Genomic DNA, 14,182 nt, shown 5'->3' with positions numbered 1-14,182 from the left:
GTTCAGCATGCAGCTCATCCCGTGTCCCTGGTGCGGGCCGCGCGAGGAAGCCGAGTTCCGCTACGGCGGCCAAGCCCACGTCGCCTACCCGGAGGACCCGTCGGCGCTGTCGGACGAGGAGTGGGCACGGTACGTGTTCTTCCGCGAGAACCCGAGCGGCCCGTTCGCCGAGCGCTGGAGCCACAGCGCCGGGTGCCGCCGGTGGTTCAACGCCGTCCGCGACACCCGCACCCACGAGCTGCTCGCCGTCTACCGCGCGGGGGAACCGGCGCCGGAGGTCACCGCATGACGTTCCGCAGGCCCACCGGCGGCGCGGTCGACCGGGACACCGTGCTGCGCTTCACCTTCAACGGTCAGGAGCTGACCGGGCACCCCGGCGACACGCTCGCGTCCGCCTTGCTCGCCCACGGCGTGCACGAGATCGGCGGCAGCGTGAAGCTCGGCCGCCCGCGCGGGATCGTCGCGGCGGGTTCGGAGGACCCGACCTCGTTGGTACAGGTCGAGACGCCGTTCCCGGAACCGATGCTGCTCGCGACGACCGTCGAGCTGTTCGACGGTCTGGTGGCGCGTGGCCTCGCGGGACAGGGGAAGCTGGCCGCCGAACCGGACCCGGCGCGCTACGACGCCAAGCACGTGCACTGCGACGTGCTCGTGGTCGGTGCCGGACCGGCCGGTCTCGCCGCCGCGCTGACGGCCGCGCGCAGCGGTGCCCGTGTCGTGCTGGTGGACGAGCAGAACCAGGCCGGTGGCGCGGTGCTGGGCGTGGACGACCCGAGCACGGCCCGGTGGGTCGCCGAGGTCGTCGCCGAGCTGGAGAACACGTCGGACGTGCTGGTGTTGCAGCGGACCACCGCGTTCGGCCTGTACCAGGACGGGTTCGTGCTGGCGTTGCAGAAGCGCACCGACCACCTCGGCTTCGCCGCGCCCGCTTCCCGTGCACGCCAACGAGTCTGGCGGATCAGGACCAAGCGGACCGTGCTGGCGACCGGTGCCCACGAACGCCCGGTCGTCTTCCCGGACAACGACCGGCCCGGCGTCATGCTGGCGTCGGCGGCCAGAACTTTCTTGCACCGCTACGGAGTCCTACCCGGATCGCGGGCCGTCGTGTTCGCCACGAACGACAGCGCCTACCTCGCCGCGCTGGACCTCGCACAGTCCGGTGTGGACGTTCCCCTGCTGCTCGACGCACGGCCGGAACCTCCCGCCGGACTCGCCGCCGAGTGCGCGGCCAGGGGCATCGAGGTGCGAGTGGGGCAGGTGACCGGGACCGAAGGCGATCGGCGCGTCACCGCGGCACGCGTCGGCGACGAGCTGGTGCCGTGCGACACGCTGCTGGTCTCCGGCGGCTGGAACCCCGTGGTGAGCCTGTTCAGCCAGGCCCGCGGGACGCTGCGCTACGACGGCGGGCTGGGCGCGTTCGTACCGGGGGAGGAGCTGCCGACCGTCCGGGTCGCCGGGGCCGCCACCGGCGAGTTCGACCTGGCGGCCTGCGTGCGCCAGGGACAGGAGTCCGTCGGTTCCGCGAACGAGGTGGCGGTTCCCGCATCCGACGCATGGCGCACCGAGGAACCGGGGTTGGTGCTGTGGCGCGTTCCCGGTGACGACAACGCCAGTTTCGTCGACCTGCAACGGGATGCGACCGTCACGGACGTGCTGCGCGCGACCGGTGCGGGTCTGCGGTCGTTGGAGCACATCAAGCGGTACACCACCATCGGCACCGCCCACGACCAGGGCAAGACGTCCGGGATGATCGCCGCGGGCATCGTGGCCGAGGCGCTGGGCGTGGATCTCGCCGACCAGCGGCCCACGACGTTCCGCCCGCCGTACACCCCGGTGTCGTTCGCCGCACTGGCCGGACGCGACCGCGGCGAGCTGCACGACCCGGTCCGCGTCACGCCGATCCACCCGTGGCACGTCGCGCACGGCGCGTTGTTCGAGGACGTCGGCCAGTGGAAACGCCCCTGGTACTACCCGAAACCCGGTGAGGACCGGCACGCGGCCGTGCTGCGCGAATGCCGGGCCGCGCGCGAGGGTGTCGCCCTGATGGACGGCTCCACGCTCGGCAAGATCGACGTGCAGGGCAGCGACGCCGGGAAGTTCCTGGACCTGCTCTACACCAACATGATGAGCACCCTGAAGGTCGGCCGCATCCGCTACGGCGTGATGTGCGGCGTGGACGGCATGGTGATCGACGACGGCACGGTGATCCGGATCGGCGAGGAGCGCTGGCTCGTCACCACGACCACCGGCAACGCCGCCAAGGTCCTCGACTGGATGGAGGAGTGGCTGCAGACGGAGTGGCCGCACCTCGACGTGCACTGCACGTCCGTCACCGACCACTGGGCCACGATCCCGCTGGTGGGCCCGCGATCCCGGGACGTCCTGGCCGCGGTCGCACCGGAACTGGACGTCAGTGCCGCGGCGTTCGAGTTCATGACGTGGCGTGACACGACCATCGCCGGGGTGCCCGCTCGGGTGTGCCGGATCAGCTTCTCCGGCGAGCTGGCCTACGAGATCAACGTGACCGCCTGGCACGGCCTCGCCGTCTGGGAAGCGCTGATCGCGGCGGGGGAGCCGTACGGGATCACGCCGTACGGCACGGAGACCATGCACGTGCTCCGCGCCGAGAAGGGCTACCCGATCATCGGCCAGGAGACCGACGCCACCGTGACGCCGCAAGACCTCGGCATGTCGTGGGTCGTGTCCAAGAAGAAGCCGGACTTCATCGGCAAGCGGTCGTTCGCACGTCCGGAAAACCTCCGGCCGGACCGCAAACAACTCGTCGGCCTGCTGCCCGTCGACCCGGAGGTGCTGCTGCCGGAGGGCTCGCAGATCGTCGGGACTCGTGAGCTGCCGCCCCCGCCCGTCCCGATGCTGGGCCACGTCACGTCCAGCTACCCGAGCGCCGCCCTGGGTCGCACCTTCGCGCTGGCGCTCGTGCGGTCCGGCCGCGACCGCGTCGGCGACACCCTCTACGTGCCGGTGGGCGACGACCTCGTCCCGGTCACCGTCACCGAGTCCGTGCTGTACGACCGGGAAGGGGCCCGCCGTGACGGCTGACCTGACCAGCCTGCTGGCCGCCTGGACCGACCGGCTGGCGGCGCTCGCCCCCGCGCTGACCGCGGCCGAACGGCCGTTCCGCACCCAGCTGACCGTGCGGACCGCGGACCCGTCGGCACTGGGGGAGACGCTGGGCGTCGGCTTCCCGGCCGTCCCGTGCACGTTCACGTCCGGCGCCGGTGCCGAGGTGCTCTGGCTCGGACCGGACGAGTTCCTGGTCGTGGCCCCGGAGGGGGTGAACGAGGAGGTGGTGCGTGGCGCGCTCGGCTCTTCGCGAGGGTCCGTTGTGGACACTTCGGCTCAACGCACGGCGGTGGACCTGGAGGGGCCGCACGTCCGGGACGTGCTGGCTCACGGATGTGCCGTGGACCTGCACCCGGCTGCGGCTCCCGCCGGCACTTGCGTGCAGACGCTGCTCGCCAGGACGGGAGTCATCCTGCAGGTGAGGGACGGTGACCGCGTCACGCTGCTGGTGCGGTCGTCGTTCGCGGGCTACCTGGCGGCCTGGCTCTGCGACGCGGCCACCGAGTACCTCTGACGCTGCGCCCCAGAGACTCTCTCCTACCTCTGCCCGCCACACACCCTCCCGAGTGTCACCCGTCAGCGATCCCCACCTCCTCCGCGTGACGTGGCTTTAGTACGCGGGGGCCCCGCGTACTAACCACGCGAACGAAGGGGCCCCGCGTGCGGTAAGGGAAACACGAAAGAGAGTTGCGAGCGGGGCAGAGGGGTTACGGACAGCGTTTCTGGGAGCGTGCTTCGGCGGCGTCGGCGAACCGCAGGCCGGAACCCGCGTGGCCGGTGCGTATCGTCCTGGTCGGTCGATCAGGAGGTGTCGTGTCGTTCGTCGCGAGTGCGGAACGCCATCAGGTCGCTGTGTACCTGGGCGCCTTGGTGGCAGGTGCAGTGGCTGGTTTGGCGATGCCGGACGCCGGTCCGTGGCTGGAGCACGCCATCAACCCGGTGCTCGCCGTCCTGCTCTACGTCACGTTCCTCCAGGTACCGGTGGCCGAACTGGGCCGTTCGCTGCGGTCGGGCCGTTTCCTCGCCGCCGCACTGGTGGTGAACTTCGCCGTGGTGCCGCTGGTCGTGGCCGCGATGCTCGCGTTCCTGCCCGCCGACCAGGCCGTGCGGCTGGGCGTCCTGCTGGTGCTGCTGGCGCCGTGCGTCGACTACGTCATCGTCTTCAGCGGACTGGCGGGTGGCGACAACCGCCGTCTGCTCGCCGCCACGCCGTTGTTGCTGATCGCGCAAATGCTGTTGTTGCCCGTTTTTCTGATGCTGTTCCTCGGGTCCGGTTTGGACGTCGTCGAACCGGGTCCGTTCATCGAGGCGTTCGTGGTGCTGATCGCGATTCCGCTGGCACTCGCGTGGCTCACCCAGCGGTCGAGCCGGGTCGTGGACGTGATGAGCACGACGATGGTGCCGCTGATGGCCGTGACGCTGTTCACCGTGGTGGCCTCGCAGGTGCCGAAGCTCGGCGACCTGGCGGTGGTGGCCGGGGTCGTGCCGTTCTACGTGGTGTTCCTGGTGGTGATGGCGTTCCTCGGGCTCGGCGTCGCGCGGCTGTTCCGCCTCGGCGTGCCCGAGAGCCGGGCGGTCGTGTTCACCGGCGCCACCCGCAACTCGCTGGTCGTGCTGCCGCTCGCGCTCGCCGTGCCCGGTGACCTCGCGGCCGTGGTCGTGGTGACGCAGACGCTGGTCGAGGTCGTCGGCATGGTCGTGTACGTGCGGCTGGTCCCGCGCCTGGTCAGCGCGCGCTGACGACGAGGTAGCGCTCGTCCGCGATCTCCCCGCCCCACAACGCCGGGTCGTCGAGACGGGTGAGGACGGCCTCCTCGCGCACGGCGAGGACCAGGTCGCGCGTGCGGTCCGACGGCAGGCCCGAACCGGTCGACCAGTGGCCCTCGACGAGCACCAGCACGCCGTCCGGCCGCAGCAGCCGCGTCCACTCGCGCACGGCCGCCGCCGGGTCGGGGAGCGTCCACAGCACGTGCCGCACCAGCACGACGTCGAACGACGCGTCCTCGTACGGCGGCTCGGCGGCGTCGCCCGTGGTGAAGTCCGCGGTGACCCCGGCTGCGGCGGCCTTGGCCCGTGCCGCGCCGACCATCCGCGCCGAGAAGTCCAGGCCGCTCACCCGGTGCCCGGCCGCGGCGAGCAGGACCGAGAGGCTGCCCGTTCCGCAGCCCAGGTCGGCGACCGAGGAGCCCGGCCCCGGCATCAGCGGGAGCAGCAACGCCGCCCAGGCGTCCCGGATCCGCGCGTCACGCAGCCCGTGGTCGGGCTCGTCGTCGAACGCCGCCGCCTGCGCGTCCCAGAAAGCCTCGTCGTAGGTCACGCCGTCTTGCGCAGCCACCACAGCCCCAGCACCGGCAGCACCAGCGGGATGAACCCGTACCCGATGCCGAAGAACGACCACACCGTGGCGTCCGGGAACGCCTCCGGCACGACCAGGCTCACCAGCCCGACCGTGATCACGCCGGTCAGCTCGATGGCGCACGCGACGAACGCCACCCGGCGCGAGTCGCGTGCCAGGGTGATCGTCGCCACCACGTACACGACCGCCGCGAACGCGGACAGCAGGTACGCGACCGGCGCCTCGTCGAAGCGCGAGATCAGCTGGACGGCGGAGCGCGCCGTCGCGGCGAGCGCGAAGATGCCGTAGACCGTGATCAGCATCCGCCCCGGTCCCTGGCGGGTGGTCGCCTCAGGCATGTCCCGCCCAGATCTGGCCGAGGCGCAGGACCATGACCGGGATGGCGAGGCACCCGACCGCGAGGACACCGCCGCTCCAGCGGGTGCGTTCGCCCGCCGCCCACACGACGGCGACCGGGACGACCACCGCGGCGCCGATCAGGTAGCCGGCGAACGACAGCCGGTCGATCTCCCTGGACATGATCTGCCCGAGCCCGATGACGGCCTGGACGAACAGTCCGGCCTCGAGCACCGCCAGCAGTGCGAGCAGGCCGCGCTTGGCGGTCGTGAACGGCAGCAGCGGCTGGTTCCGCACGATCAGCACCACCGACCAGGCGGCGCCGGCCAGGGCGAGGACGGTCAGCACCGTCGGCAACACGTCGATCATCAGGCTCGTTTCCCGGGAAGAGCGGTCGTACGGCGCTGATGGTGTCACATCGCCGGTCAGCGGTTCGCGGTGAGGGGAATGTGCAATTAATCGTATTGTGCTGTTGCCACGGAATTGCTGTTGCAGCGTCGACGCAAACCTGTTTCCGAACTTATAGTTCCGCGGTGATTTCCGTGCTGCGCAATTCGGCCTACCGGCATTTGTTCGGCGCTCAGGTCGTCGCACTCACCGGGACCGGCCTCGCCACCGTCGCGCTGGGTCTGCTGGCCCACGACCTCGCCGGGCCGGGAGCGGGAGCCGTCCTCGGCACGGCGCTCGCGATCAAGATGGTCGCCTACGTCGGCGTGGCGCCCGTCGCGACGGCCCTGCTCTGCTCGTTGCCGCGCAGAGCGGTGCTGGTCGCGCTCGACCTGGTGCGGGTCGCGGTGGCGGCGGCACTGCCGTGGGCGGGGGAGATCTGGCACGTCTACGTCCTGATCTTCGTGCTGCAGTCGGCCTCGGCGGCGTTCACGCCGTTGTTCCAGGCGACCATTCCCGACCTGCTGCCCGACGAACGCGACTACACCCGCGCCGTCACGCTGTCCCGCACGGCTTACGACCTGGAGGGGCTGCTCAGCCCCGCACTGGCCGCCGCCGCGCTGACGCTGGTGAGCTTCCACCAGCTGTTCCTCGGCACCGCGCTCGGTTTCGCCGCGTCGGCCCTGCTCGTGATCTCCGCCGTCGTGCCGAAGTCGTTGCCTCGCAAGCGGTACGACGCGCACGGCATCCGCGCCTACCTCGCCACGCCACGGCTGCGCGGTCTGCTCGCCGTGCACCTGACCGCGGCCGCCGCCGGGTCGATGGTCTTCGTGAACACCGTCTCGGCCGTACGGGACGGCCTCGGCCGTGACGCCTCGGACGTCGCGGTCGCCCTGGCGGTGAACGGCGCCGGTTCCCTCGCGGCGGCACTCGTCCTGCCGAGCCTGCTGGACCGCTGGCCGGACCGCGTGATCGTGACGCGGGCGGCCGTGGCGCTGGTCGCCGTGCTGCTGGTGGGTTCGGTCGTCTGGAGCTGGCAGGTGCTGCTGGTGCTGTGGGCGGTGATCGGCGCCTGCTGCTCGCTCGCGTTGACGCCCGGCGCCCGCCTGCTGCGCCGCTCGGCGGGTCCGGCGGACCGGCCCGCGCTGTTCGCCGCGGACTTCGCCCTGTCGCACGCCTGCTGGCTGCTCTGCTACCCGCTGGCCGGGTGGGTGGCGACGGTCGCGGGCACGGCGGCGGCGTTCCTGGCACTGGCCTCGGTCGCGGCCGCCGGTGTGGTGACGGCGCTGCGCGTCTGGCCGGAGCACGACCCGGAGGTCGTCGAGCACGACCACCGCGACCTGGACCCGCACCACGAGCACCTGCGCGACGCGGTGCCGGTCGGCGGCGGGTGGTCCCACGCGCACGAGTTCCGCATCGACGACCACCACACCCGCTGGCCCTAGAGAATTCCCCGGTCACGCGTCTTGAGATGGTCGACGACCAGCACGCGCGCACGCGGTGGTCGCCCCGGGCCGCCGCGGTCAACGTCAACGGCCGCAACCATCCGAACGACCGGATGTCGGCCGTCCCCGCCGCGGCTACGGTCACCTCACCCTGCGTTCTCCGCGATCCCCGTGAAGGAGCCCGATCGTGCGAAGAAGAAGATCCCTGCTCGCCACAGCCCTGGTCGCGACCGTCGTCGCGGCGCTGGCCGTCCCCGCCTCCGCCGCTCCCGCCTCCCTCGCGGGCTGCTCCGGCACCAGCACCGGCACCGTGGCGATCGTCGACAACGCCACCGTCGAGTCCCCGGTCACCATCTCCGACTGCGCGGCCACGCCCTCGGCCACCGCCACGGTCCCCGTGCGGATCATCCACACCTACATCGGCGACCTCCAGGTCAGCCTGGTCGCTCCGGACGGCTCCGCCTACGTCCTGCACAACCGGACGGGCGGGTCCGCCGACAACATCGACCAGACCTACACCGTCGACCTGTCGAGCGAGACCGCGAACGGCACCTGGAAGCTGAGGGTCAACGACAACGCGGCCAGCGACACCGGCCGCATCGACTCCTGGACGCTCAACCTCGGCGGTGCCACGCCCGCCGACGACTTCTCCGTCGGCGTCACGCCGGCCACCGGCTCCGTGGTGGCGGGCTCGGCCGCGACCGCGACGGTCCAGACGCAGGTCACGTCCGGCCAGGCGCAGACCGTGCAGCTGACCGCCACCGGCCTGCCCGCCGGTGCCACCGCGTCGTTCAGCCCGGCCTCCGTCACGACCGGCGGCTCCTCGACGCTCTCGGTCAGCACCGCCACCACGATCTCGTCGGGCACGTACCCGATCACCGTGCGCGCCGCGGGCATCGCCACGCGGACCGCGACCTACACGCTCACCGTCACCGGCGGCACCGGTCCGCAGATCCCCGACATCGACATCGCGGCGGTCAAGCAGCACCTCGCCCAGTTCGGCACGATCGCCTCGCAGAACGGCGGCAACCGGCGCTCGACGACGGCGGGCTACCGCGCGTCGGTCGCCTACGTGAAGGACAAGCTCACCGCGGCCGGGTACACGGTGACCGAGCAGCCCTGCACGTCCGGCTGTTCGAGCGGCGCGGGCCCGAACGTGATCGCGGAGTGGCCCGGCGGCAACGCGAACAACGTCTACATGTTCGGCGCCCACCTCGACGGCGTGTCCGCGGGCAACGGCATCAACGACAACGCGTCGGGCTCGTCGGCGCTGCTGGAGACCGCGCTCGTGCTGTCGCGGCTCAACCCGTCGATGCTCAACAAGGTCCGGTTCGCCTGGTGGACCGACGAGGAGCAGGGCCTCAACGGCTCGCGCTTCTACGTCTCGCAGCTCCCGTCCACCGAACGCGCGAAGATCAAGACCTACTTCAACTTCGACATGGTCGGCTCGGTCAACGGCGGCTACTTCATCAACAACATCTCCAGCGCGCAGTCCGCGCACATGAAGGCGTACTGGGACTCGCTCGGCCTGCAGCCGGAGGAGAACACCGAGGGCCGCAACCGGTCCGACGACGCGTCCTTCACCAACGCGGGCATCCCGGCGTCCGGCTACGCGATGGGCGCGAGCGCCCGCAAGACCGCGGCGCAGGCGGCCAAGTGGGGCGGCACGTCCGGCGGCGCGTTCGACCCCTGCTACCACTCGTCGTGCGACACGACCGCGAACATCAGTGACACCCACATCAACCGCGCGGCCGACGGCATCGCGTACACGCTGTGGAAGTCGGCGGTCGCCGAAGGCACACCCGGTGCCGAGTTCTCGGTGTCGGTGACGCCGTCGTCCGGTTCGGTGGCGGCGGGGTCGGCGGTGTCGGCGAGCGTCGGCACCCAGACCGTGAGCGGTGACCCGCAGACCGTGCAGCTGGCGGCGTCCGGACTGCCCTCCGGCGCGACGGCCTCGTTCAGCCCGGCGTCCGTCACGACCGGCGGCTCCTCGACGCTGACGATCAGCACGACGGCGTCGGTCGCGGCGGGCACCTACCCGGTCACGGTCACCGCGACGGGCACCGGAACGCGCACCGCGACCTACACCCTGACCGTCACGGGCGGCGGTGGCGGCACCTGCTCCGGCACCAACCCGAACGACGTCACCATCCCGGACGCGGGCTCCGCGGTCGACAGCGACGTCGTGATCTCCGGGTGCTCCGCGACCCCGTCGGCGGCCTCCGTGGTGACCGTGCGGATCGTCCACACCTACATCGGTGACCTGACGGTGTCCCTGGTCGCCCCGGACGGCTCGGTGTACCCGCTGCACGACCGCAGCGGCGGCAGCACGGACAACATCGACCGCACCTACTCGGTCAACCTGTCCGGTGAGGCGCCGAACGGCACGTGGAAGCTCCGCGTCCGCGACCACGCGGCGTTCGACACCGGCAGGATCGACACGTGGGGCGTGAACCTCACGCCGTGAGCCGCGGTGGGCTCCCGGCGCACGGCCGGGAGCCCACCGTCCTCACGCGAGCTTGATCTCGACGACGGGATCGCCGGTCGGGACCGGTGAGCCTCCGCGCGGTTCCAGCGTGAGCGCGACCCGCTCCGCGCCCGGAATCCCGTTCGCCACGATCGGCGCCGTGGGGGACGACAGCACGCCGGCCGAGTGCGGGCCTTCGCCGTTGACCATCCACAGCTGGTAGACCCGGTCGCCGGAGGGCGACGGCAGGTCCTTGCCGAGGAACAGCATCTCGTTGCGGCTCGGCGACATGACCGCCGTGCCGGTGGCGCCGTTCGTCCCGGTGCCGGTGAAGATCCGCGCGTCCGGGGTGGTCAGCAGGTCGGAGAACCGCCCGTACTGGCTGGACAGCTGCGCGAGCTGGTCGTCCCGGCCGGACCCGGACACCTCGACCGCCACGAACGCGACGGCGACCAGGCAGGCCGCCGCGAGCAGCGCCCCTCCCGCCCTGCCGAGACCGCGGGGGCGGGGAAGCCGCGGGGTGTGCGGGGACAGCTGGCGGGTCTCCGCGGCGGCGGCCAGCACCCGGTCCTTCAGGTGCGCGGGCGGTGCGAACTCGACCGCCGCGCCCAGACGAGCGGCCGTGGCCGTGAGCTCCGCGACCTCGGTGGCACAGCTCTCGCACCGGGCCAGGTGCGTCTCGAACGCCGTGCGCTCGGGACCGGACAGCGCGTTCAGGGCGTAGGCGCCGGTGAGCGTGTGCAGGTCGGCTGACGTGCTCCTCATCCGGTCACCCCCATGCAGTCGCGGAGCCGGATCAGGCCGTCGCGCATGCGCGTCTTCACCGTGCCGAGCGGCAGGCCGAGCAGGCTCGCCACCTCCGGGTACGAGTAGCCCTGGTAGTAGGCCAGCACGACCGACTCGCGCTGCAACCCGGTCAGGAAGCTCAGGCAGCGGCGCACCTGACGTTGCTCCAGCCGGCCGGAGACCTGCTCGCTCACCTCGTCGAACGGGCGGTGCGGGTCGAGCCGTGCCGCGTGCTCCTCACGGGTGCTCGCCGCCTGGGCCGACCGGACCCTGTCCACGGCACGGCGGTGCGTCAGCGTGAGGATCCAGGTCATCGCCCTGCCCCTGCCGGGGTCGAACCTGGTCGCCGTCCGCCACACCTCGAGCATCACCTCCTGGAACACCTCCTCCGACTGCGCCTGGTCCCGCACGACTCGTCTGACCAGCCCGAACACCGGCGCCGACACGACGTCGTAGAGCCGTTCGAACGCGGCCTCGTCGCCCCGCGCCACGAGGGCCAGCAGGTCGTCGGCCTCCGGCCCGGCCGGAGCACCCGCGCCGGGCGGGATGCTCTGCAACGTCCGCTCGCGCTTCGCCATCTGGCTCCCTCTCCTCGAGCGCTGTACACGAGGTGTTCGGAGCGGAGGCCCGATCGGTTCGGTCCTGGATCCATCCGGTTGCTCAAGTCTTGCCCAAATCGGGTGCGGCCCGGTCGTACGGTCCCTAACCTCGGTGCATGAGGCTGCTGCTGTGGTTGACGCTGGCGTGCCTGTGCGCGCTCAGCGGAGACTTCGTGCTCGCGGCCGCGACCACGGCGTTGCTCCTGGGCTGCGCCACCGACCGCGGCCGCTGTTGAGACAGGTCCTGCCAGCCAGGACGTGATCACCTCAACCGGGACGGCCCCCGGTACGTACCTCTTTGGTGAGTGGACCTTCGGGACTCACGAAAGGGCACACATGGGCAGGCACCACGACGACAAACGCCGGATCAAGGTGATCGCGGCGAGCGTCGGCGCCGTCGCCGTCGCGATCACCGCGGCGACGTTCACCGCGAGCTACGCCGCGACGGCCGACCGGATGACGCCGGAGAAGGCCACCCAGGCCACGGAGACGTTGCGGGAGAAGGCTTCCGTGACCGGCACGGCGTGGGCCGTCGACCCGGACACCAACGAGGTCCTGGTCACCGCCGACAGCACCGTCACCGGGGCGAGGTGGGACACCCTGAAGTCCACTGTGGACAAGATGGGGCGCGGCGTGCGGCTGGAGCGCGCGGCGGGCGAGTTCCGGCTGTTCGCCGAGGGGGGAGACGCGATCTTCGCCGGGGGCAGCCGCTGCTCGCTGGGCTTCAACGTCGTCACGAACGACAACCGCCGCGCGATGCTGACCGCCGGTCACTGCACCGGCGCCGGACGGCAGTTCTCGCTGGCCGCGGGCGGTCAGCCGGCCGCCACCGTCGTGCGGTCCACCTTCCCGGGCAACGGCGACTTCGCGCTGCTGACCTACAACAACCGCAACGTCAACGCGCCCAGCGTCGTCGACATCGGCCGCGGCCAGACCGTCCAGATCCGGCGTGCCGCCGAGGCGCGGGTCGGCAGGCAGGTGGAGCGGATGGGCAGCACGACCGGCCTGAGGTCCGGTCGCGTCACCGGCCTCAACGCCACGGTCAACTACCCCGAGGGCAGGGTGACCGGCCTGATCCAGACGACGGTGTGCGCGGAGGGCGGCGACAGCGGCGGTCCGCTGTTCACCCGCAACGGCGACGCCATCGGCCTCACCTCGGGAGGCAGCGGCAACTGCCGCACCGGCGGTGTGACGTTCTTCCAGCCCGTGACGAAGGCGCTGGCCGCCGTGGGCGCGCGCATCCCGTAGCCAGTCCGAAGTGGACACCTACCGCACGGCTTGGGCGAACTCGAACACCCCGTCCGGGTCGTACTTCGCCGCGACTTCCCGCAGCCGCGCGAGGTTGCCGCCGTAGTACGCCTCCGCCCACTTCGGCATCTTCGGGTCGATGTAGTTGACGTACCCGGTGTCGCCGACGAGCGCGCCGAGGCCGTCCCGCACCTGCCCCACGGCGCGGGCGGTCTCCGTCGCGCCCGAGGGCGGTGTCTTGAAGTAGATCTGCGCGGACGCGAGCGCCGCGCGGTGCGGGAACGCGGTGGCGTCCGGTGCCACGCGCGCCACCGCGCCGCGCAGCCCGTCGAAGATCAGGTACGACTCGCTCGCCTGACCCTCCATCAGCTCCACGGCGCGTGCGGGGTCGGCGATCGGGTCGCGCACGACCCGGGACGACGCCACGAACGACTCGTGCTCGATCCCGGTGCCCGCGAAGTACTGCACGGCACCGGTCCACCCGCGCGGCTCGACGAACCGGCCGGAGGGCGCGGGCAGGCCGGACAGCAGGCCGTTCAGCGCGGCCGCCGAACCGGTGAAGCACCCGACGACGCGGCAGGCCGGCGGGGTGCCGCCGCGCACGTTGAGGTTGGACCACAGCTCGTCCGGCACATCCGCCAGCCACGACTGCCACGCGCCGAGGACGTCCGCCGCGGCGCCGGCGGGGTACTCCAGCGTGAAGACCGCGACCTCCGGCGCCGGGACCGTGGTGAACACGAACTCGGTGACGATCCCGAAGTTCCCGCCACCTCCGCCGCGCAACGCCCAGAACAGGTCGGGCTCCTGCTCCCCGGACGCCGTCACGAGGCGGCCGTCCGCCGTGACGACGGTCGCCGAGACCAGGTGGTCGCACGTCAGGCCGTACTTGCGGGTGAGGACGCCGATGCCGCCGCCGAGCGTGAGGCCCGCGACGCCGACGGACGGGCACGTGCCGGTGGGCAGGCAGCGGCCCGACGCGGCGAGCACGCGCGACACGTCGCCGAGCGCGGCGCCCGCGCCGATGCGCACCCGGTCACCGGGCAGCACCTCGACGTCGGCGAGGTCGCGCAGGTCGACCTGCAGGCCGTTCTCCGGCGTGGAGTACCCGGCGTAGCTGTGTCCGCCGCTGCGTGCCGCGATCGGTGCGCGCAGCCGGACGGCCTCGACGCACGCCTGCACGTCGGCGGCCGAGGCGACACGGGCGACGGCGGCGGGCTTTCGGCTGTTCCACACCGGGTTGAAGCCCTGGTAGGCGAAGTCGTCGCCGTCGGGCAGCGCGAGCCCGCCGGTCAGCCGCGCCCTCAGCGCCGCCCAGTCCGGCGGTCCACTCGGAACGGACGAACTAAACGGTGGCGGAGTGCTCGGTGGCGCGGAACCCGGTGGCGGGGTGGCGGTGCAGGCGGCGAGCACGGCACCGGCACCGGTCAGTCCGGCGGCTTTCAGGAACCCACGTCGATCCACCCGGCCGATCCTG

At 71.9% G+C, this 14,182-nt stretch carries 13 protein-coding genes; 7 read left to right on the top strand and 6 right to left on the bottom strand.

The annotated features are described in order from the left end of the window. The first annotated feature begins 7 nt into the window (after positions 1-7). The 4 genes from BLT23_RS21950 to BLT23_RS21935 all read left to right on the top strand — a co-directional run bounded on the left by BLT23_RS21950 (position 8) and on the right by BLT23_RS21935 (position 4,824). The gene (locus BLT23_RS21950) at positions 8-289 is read left to right on the top strand and encodes a sarcosine oxidase subunit delta (RefSeq protein ID WP_090051718.1); all 282 of its coding nucleotides are present in this window, start codon (positions 8-10) and stop codon (positions 287-289) included. Next, complete coding sequence (locus BLT23_RS21945) at positions 286-3,060, top strand: 2Fe-2S iron-sulfur cluster-binding protein (RefSeq protein ID WP_090051717.1); 2,775 nt, start codon at positions 286-288, stop codon at positions 3,058-3,060. The genes BLT23_RS21950 and BLT23_RS21945 overlap by 4 nt, the downstream gene beginning before the upstream one ends. After that, the gene (locus tag BLT23_RS21940; protein ID WP_090051716.1) at positions 3,050-3,598 is read left to right on the top strand and encodes a sarcosine oxidase subunit gamma; all 549 of its coding nucleotides are present in this window, start codon (positions 3,050-3,052) and stop codon (positions 3,596-3,598) included. The genes BLT23_RS21945 and BLT23_RS21940 overlap by 11 nt, the downstream gene beginning before the upstream one ends. A 368-nt stretch (positions 3,599-3,966) precedes the next feature. Then, entirely contained in the window at positions 3,967-4,824 is an 858-nt protein-coding gene (locus BLT23_RS21935; RefSeq protein ID WP_342713685.1) for an arsenic resistance protein, read from the top strand. Here the strand turns inward: BLT23_RS21935 and BLT23_RS21930 are convergent. From BLT23_RS21930 to BLT23_RS21920, 3 genes are read right to left on the bottom strand one after another with little or no spacing between them, the layout of a single operon-like run. Then, positions 4,811-5,419 (bottom strand): class I SAM-dependent methyltransferase, encoded by a 609-nt coding sequence (locus BLT23_RS21930; RefSeq protein WP_245744088.1) that lies wholly within the window; start codon positions 5,417-5,419, stop codon positions 4,811-4,813. The two genes, BLT23_RS21935 and BLT23_RS21930, sit on opposite strands and share 14 nt — an antisense overlap. Further along, positions 5,398-5,778, bottom strand: coding sequence for a hypothetical protein (locus BLT23_RS21925; protein ID WP_090051713.1), 381 nt, complete (start codon positions 5,776-5,778; stop codon positions 5,398-5,400). Before BLT23_RS21925 ends, BLT23_RS21930 begins: the two co-directional genes overlap by 22 nt. Continuing rightward, the gene (locus BLT23_RS21920) at positions 5,771-6,145 is read right to left on the bottom strand and encodes a hypothetical protein (RefSeq protein WP_090051712.1); all 375 of its coding nucleotides are present in this window, start codon (positions 6,143-6,145) and stop codon (positions 5,771-5,773) included. Before BLT23_RS21920 ends, BLT23_RS21925 begins: the two co-directional genes overlap by 8 nt. 164 nt (positions 6,146-6,309) lie before the next feature. Here BLT23_RS21920 and BLT23_RS21915 point away from each other — a divergent pair, with 164 nt between their 5' ends. After that, positions 6,310-7,608, top strand: a complete 1,299-nt coding sequence (locus tag BLT23_RS21915) for an MFS transporter (RefSeq protein ID WP_090051711.1) — start codon at positions 6,310-6,312, stop codon at positions 7,606-7,608. 187 nt (positions 7,609-7,795) lie between these two features. After that, positions 7,796-10,075, top strand: a complete 2,280-nt coding sequence (locus tag BLT23_RS21910) for a M28 family peptidase (RefSeq protein WP_090051710.1) — start codon at positions 7,796-7,798, stop codon at positions 10,073-10,075. 42 nt (positions 10,076-10,117) lie between these two features. On the opposite strand, the gene BLT23_RS21905 is transcribed toward BLT23_RS21910, so the two are convergent. Continuing rightward, a complete protein-coding gene (locus BLT23_RS21905; protein WP_090051709.1) occupies positions 10,118-10,840 on the bottom strand; it encodes an anti-sigma factor in 723 nt (240 codons plus the stop codon). Then, positions 10,837-11,439 (bottom strand): ECF RNA polymerase sigma factor SigK, encoded by a 603-nt coding sequence (gene sigK, locus BLT23_RS21900; RefSeq protein WP_090051708.1) that lies wholly within the window; start codon positions 11,437-11,439, stop codon positions 10,837-10,839. Before sigK ends, BLT23_RS21905 begins: the two co-directional genes overlap by 4 nt. Positions 11,440-11,796: 357 nt before the next feature. On the opposite strand from sigK, the gene BLT23_RS21895 reads away from it, so the two are divergent. Further along, positions 11,797-12,708: a S1 family peptidase gene (locus BLT23_RS21895; protein ID WP_090051707.1), complete on the top strand. Its 912-nt coding sequence runs from the start codon at positions 11,797-11,799 to the stop codon at positions 12,706-12,708. 18 nt (positions 12,709-12,726) lie between these two features. Here the strand turns inward: BLT23_RS21895 and BLT23_RS21890 are convergent, their stop codons facing one another. Then, entirely contained in the window at positions 12,727-14,169 is a 1,443-nt protein-coding gene (locus BLT23_RS21890) for an FAD-binding oxidoreductase (protein ID WP_176946868.1), read from the bottom strand. Between the last annotated feature and the right edge of the window lie 13 nt (positions 14,170-14,182).

This window comes from Lentzea fradiae, from assembly GCF_900100955.1.
Taxonomy (GTDB): Bacteria; Actinomycetota; Actinomycetes; order Mycobacteriales; family Pseudonocardiaceae; genus Lentzea; species Lentzea fradiae.
The sequence above is the reverse complement of the archived record's forward strand: the minus strand, read 5'-3'. Positions and strand labels throughout refer to the sequence as shown.

Coding starts and splice junctions, on each gene's coding strand:
- BLT23_RS21945 (WP_090051717.1), top strand. CDS start 286: ATGACGTTCCGCAGGCCCACCGGCGGCGCGGTCGACCGGGACACCGTG.
- BLT23_RS21895 (WP_090051707.1), top strand. CDS start 11,797: ATGGGCAGGCACCACGACGACAAACGCCGGATCAAGGTGATCGCGGCG.
- BLT23_RS21925 (WP_090051713.1), bottom strand. CDS start 5,778: ATGCCTGAGGCGACCACCCGCCAGGGACCGGGGCGGATGCTGATCACG.
- BLT23_RS21950 (WP_090051718.1), top strand. CDS start 8: ATGCAGCTCATCCCGTGTCCCTGGTGCGGGCCGCGCGAGGAAGCCGAG.
- BLT23_RS21905 (WP_090051709.1), bottom strand. CDS start 10,840: ATGAGGAGCACGTCAGCCGACCTGCACACGCTCACCGGCGCCTACGCC.
- BLT23_RS21920 (WP_090051712.1), bottom strand. CDS start 6,145: ATGATCGACGTGTTGCCGACGGTGCTGACCGTCCTCGCCCTGGCCGGC.
- sigK (WP_090051708.1), bottom strand. CDS start 11,439: ATGGCGAAGCGCGAGCGGACGTTGCAGAGCATCCCGCCCGGCGCGGGT.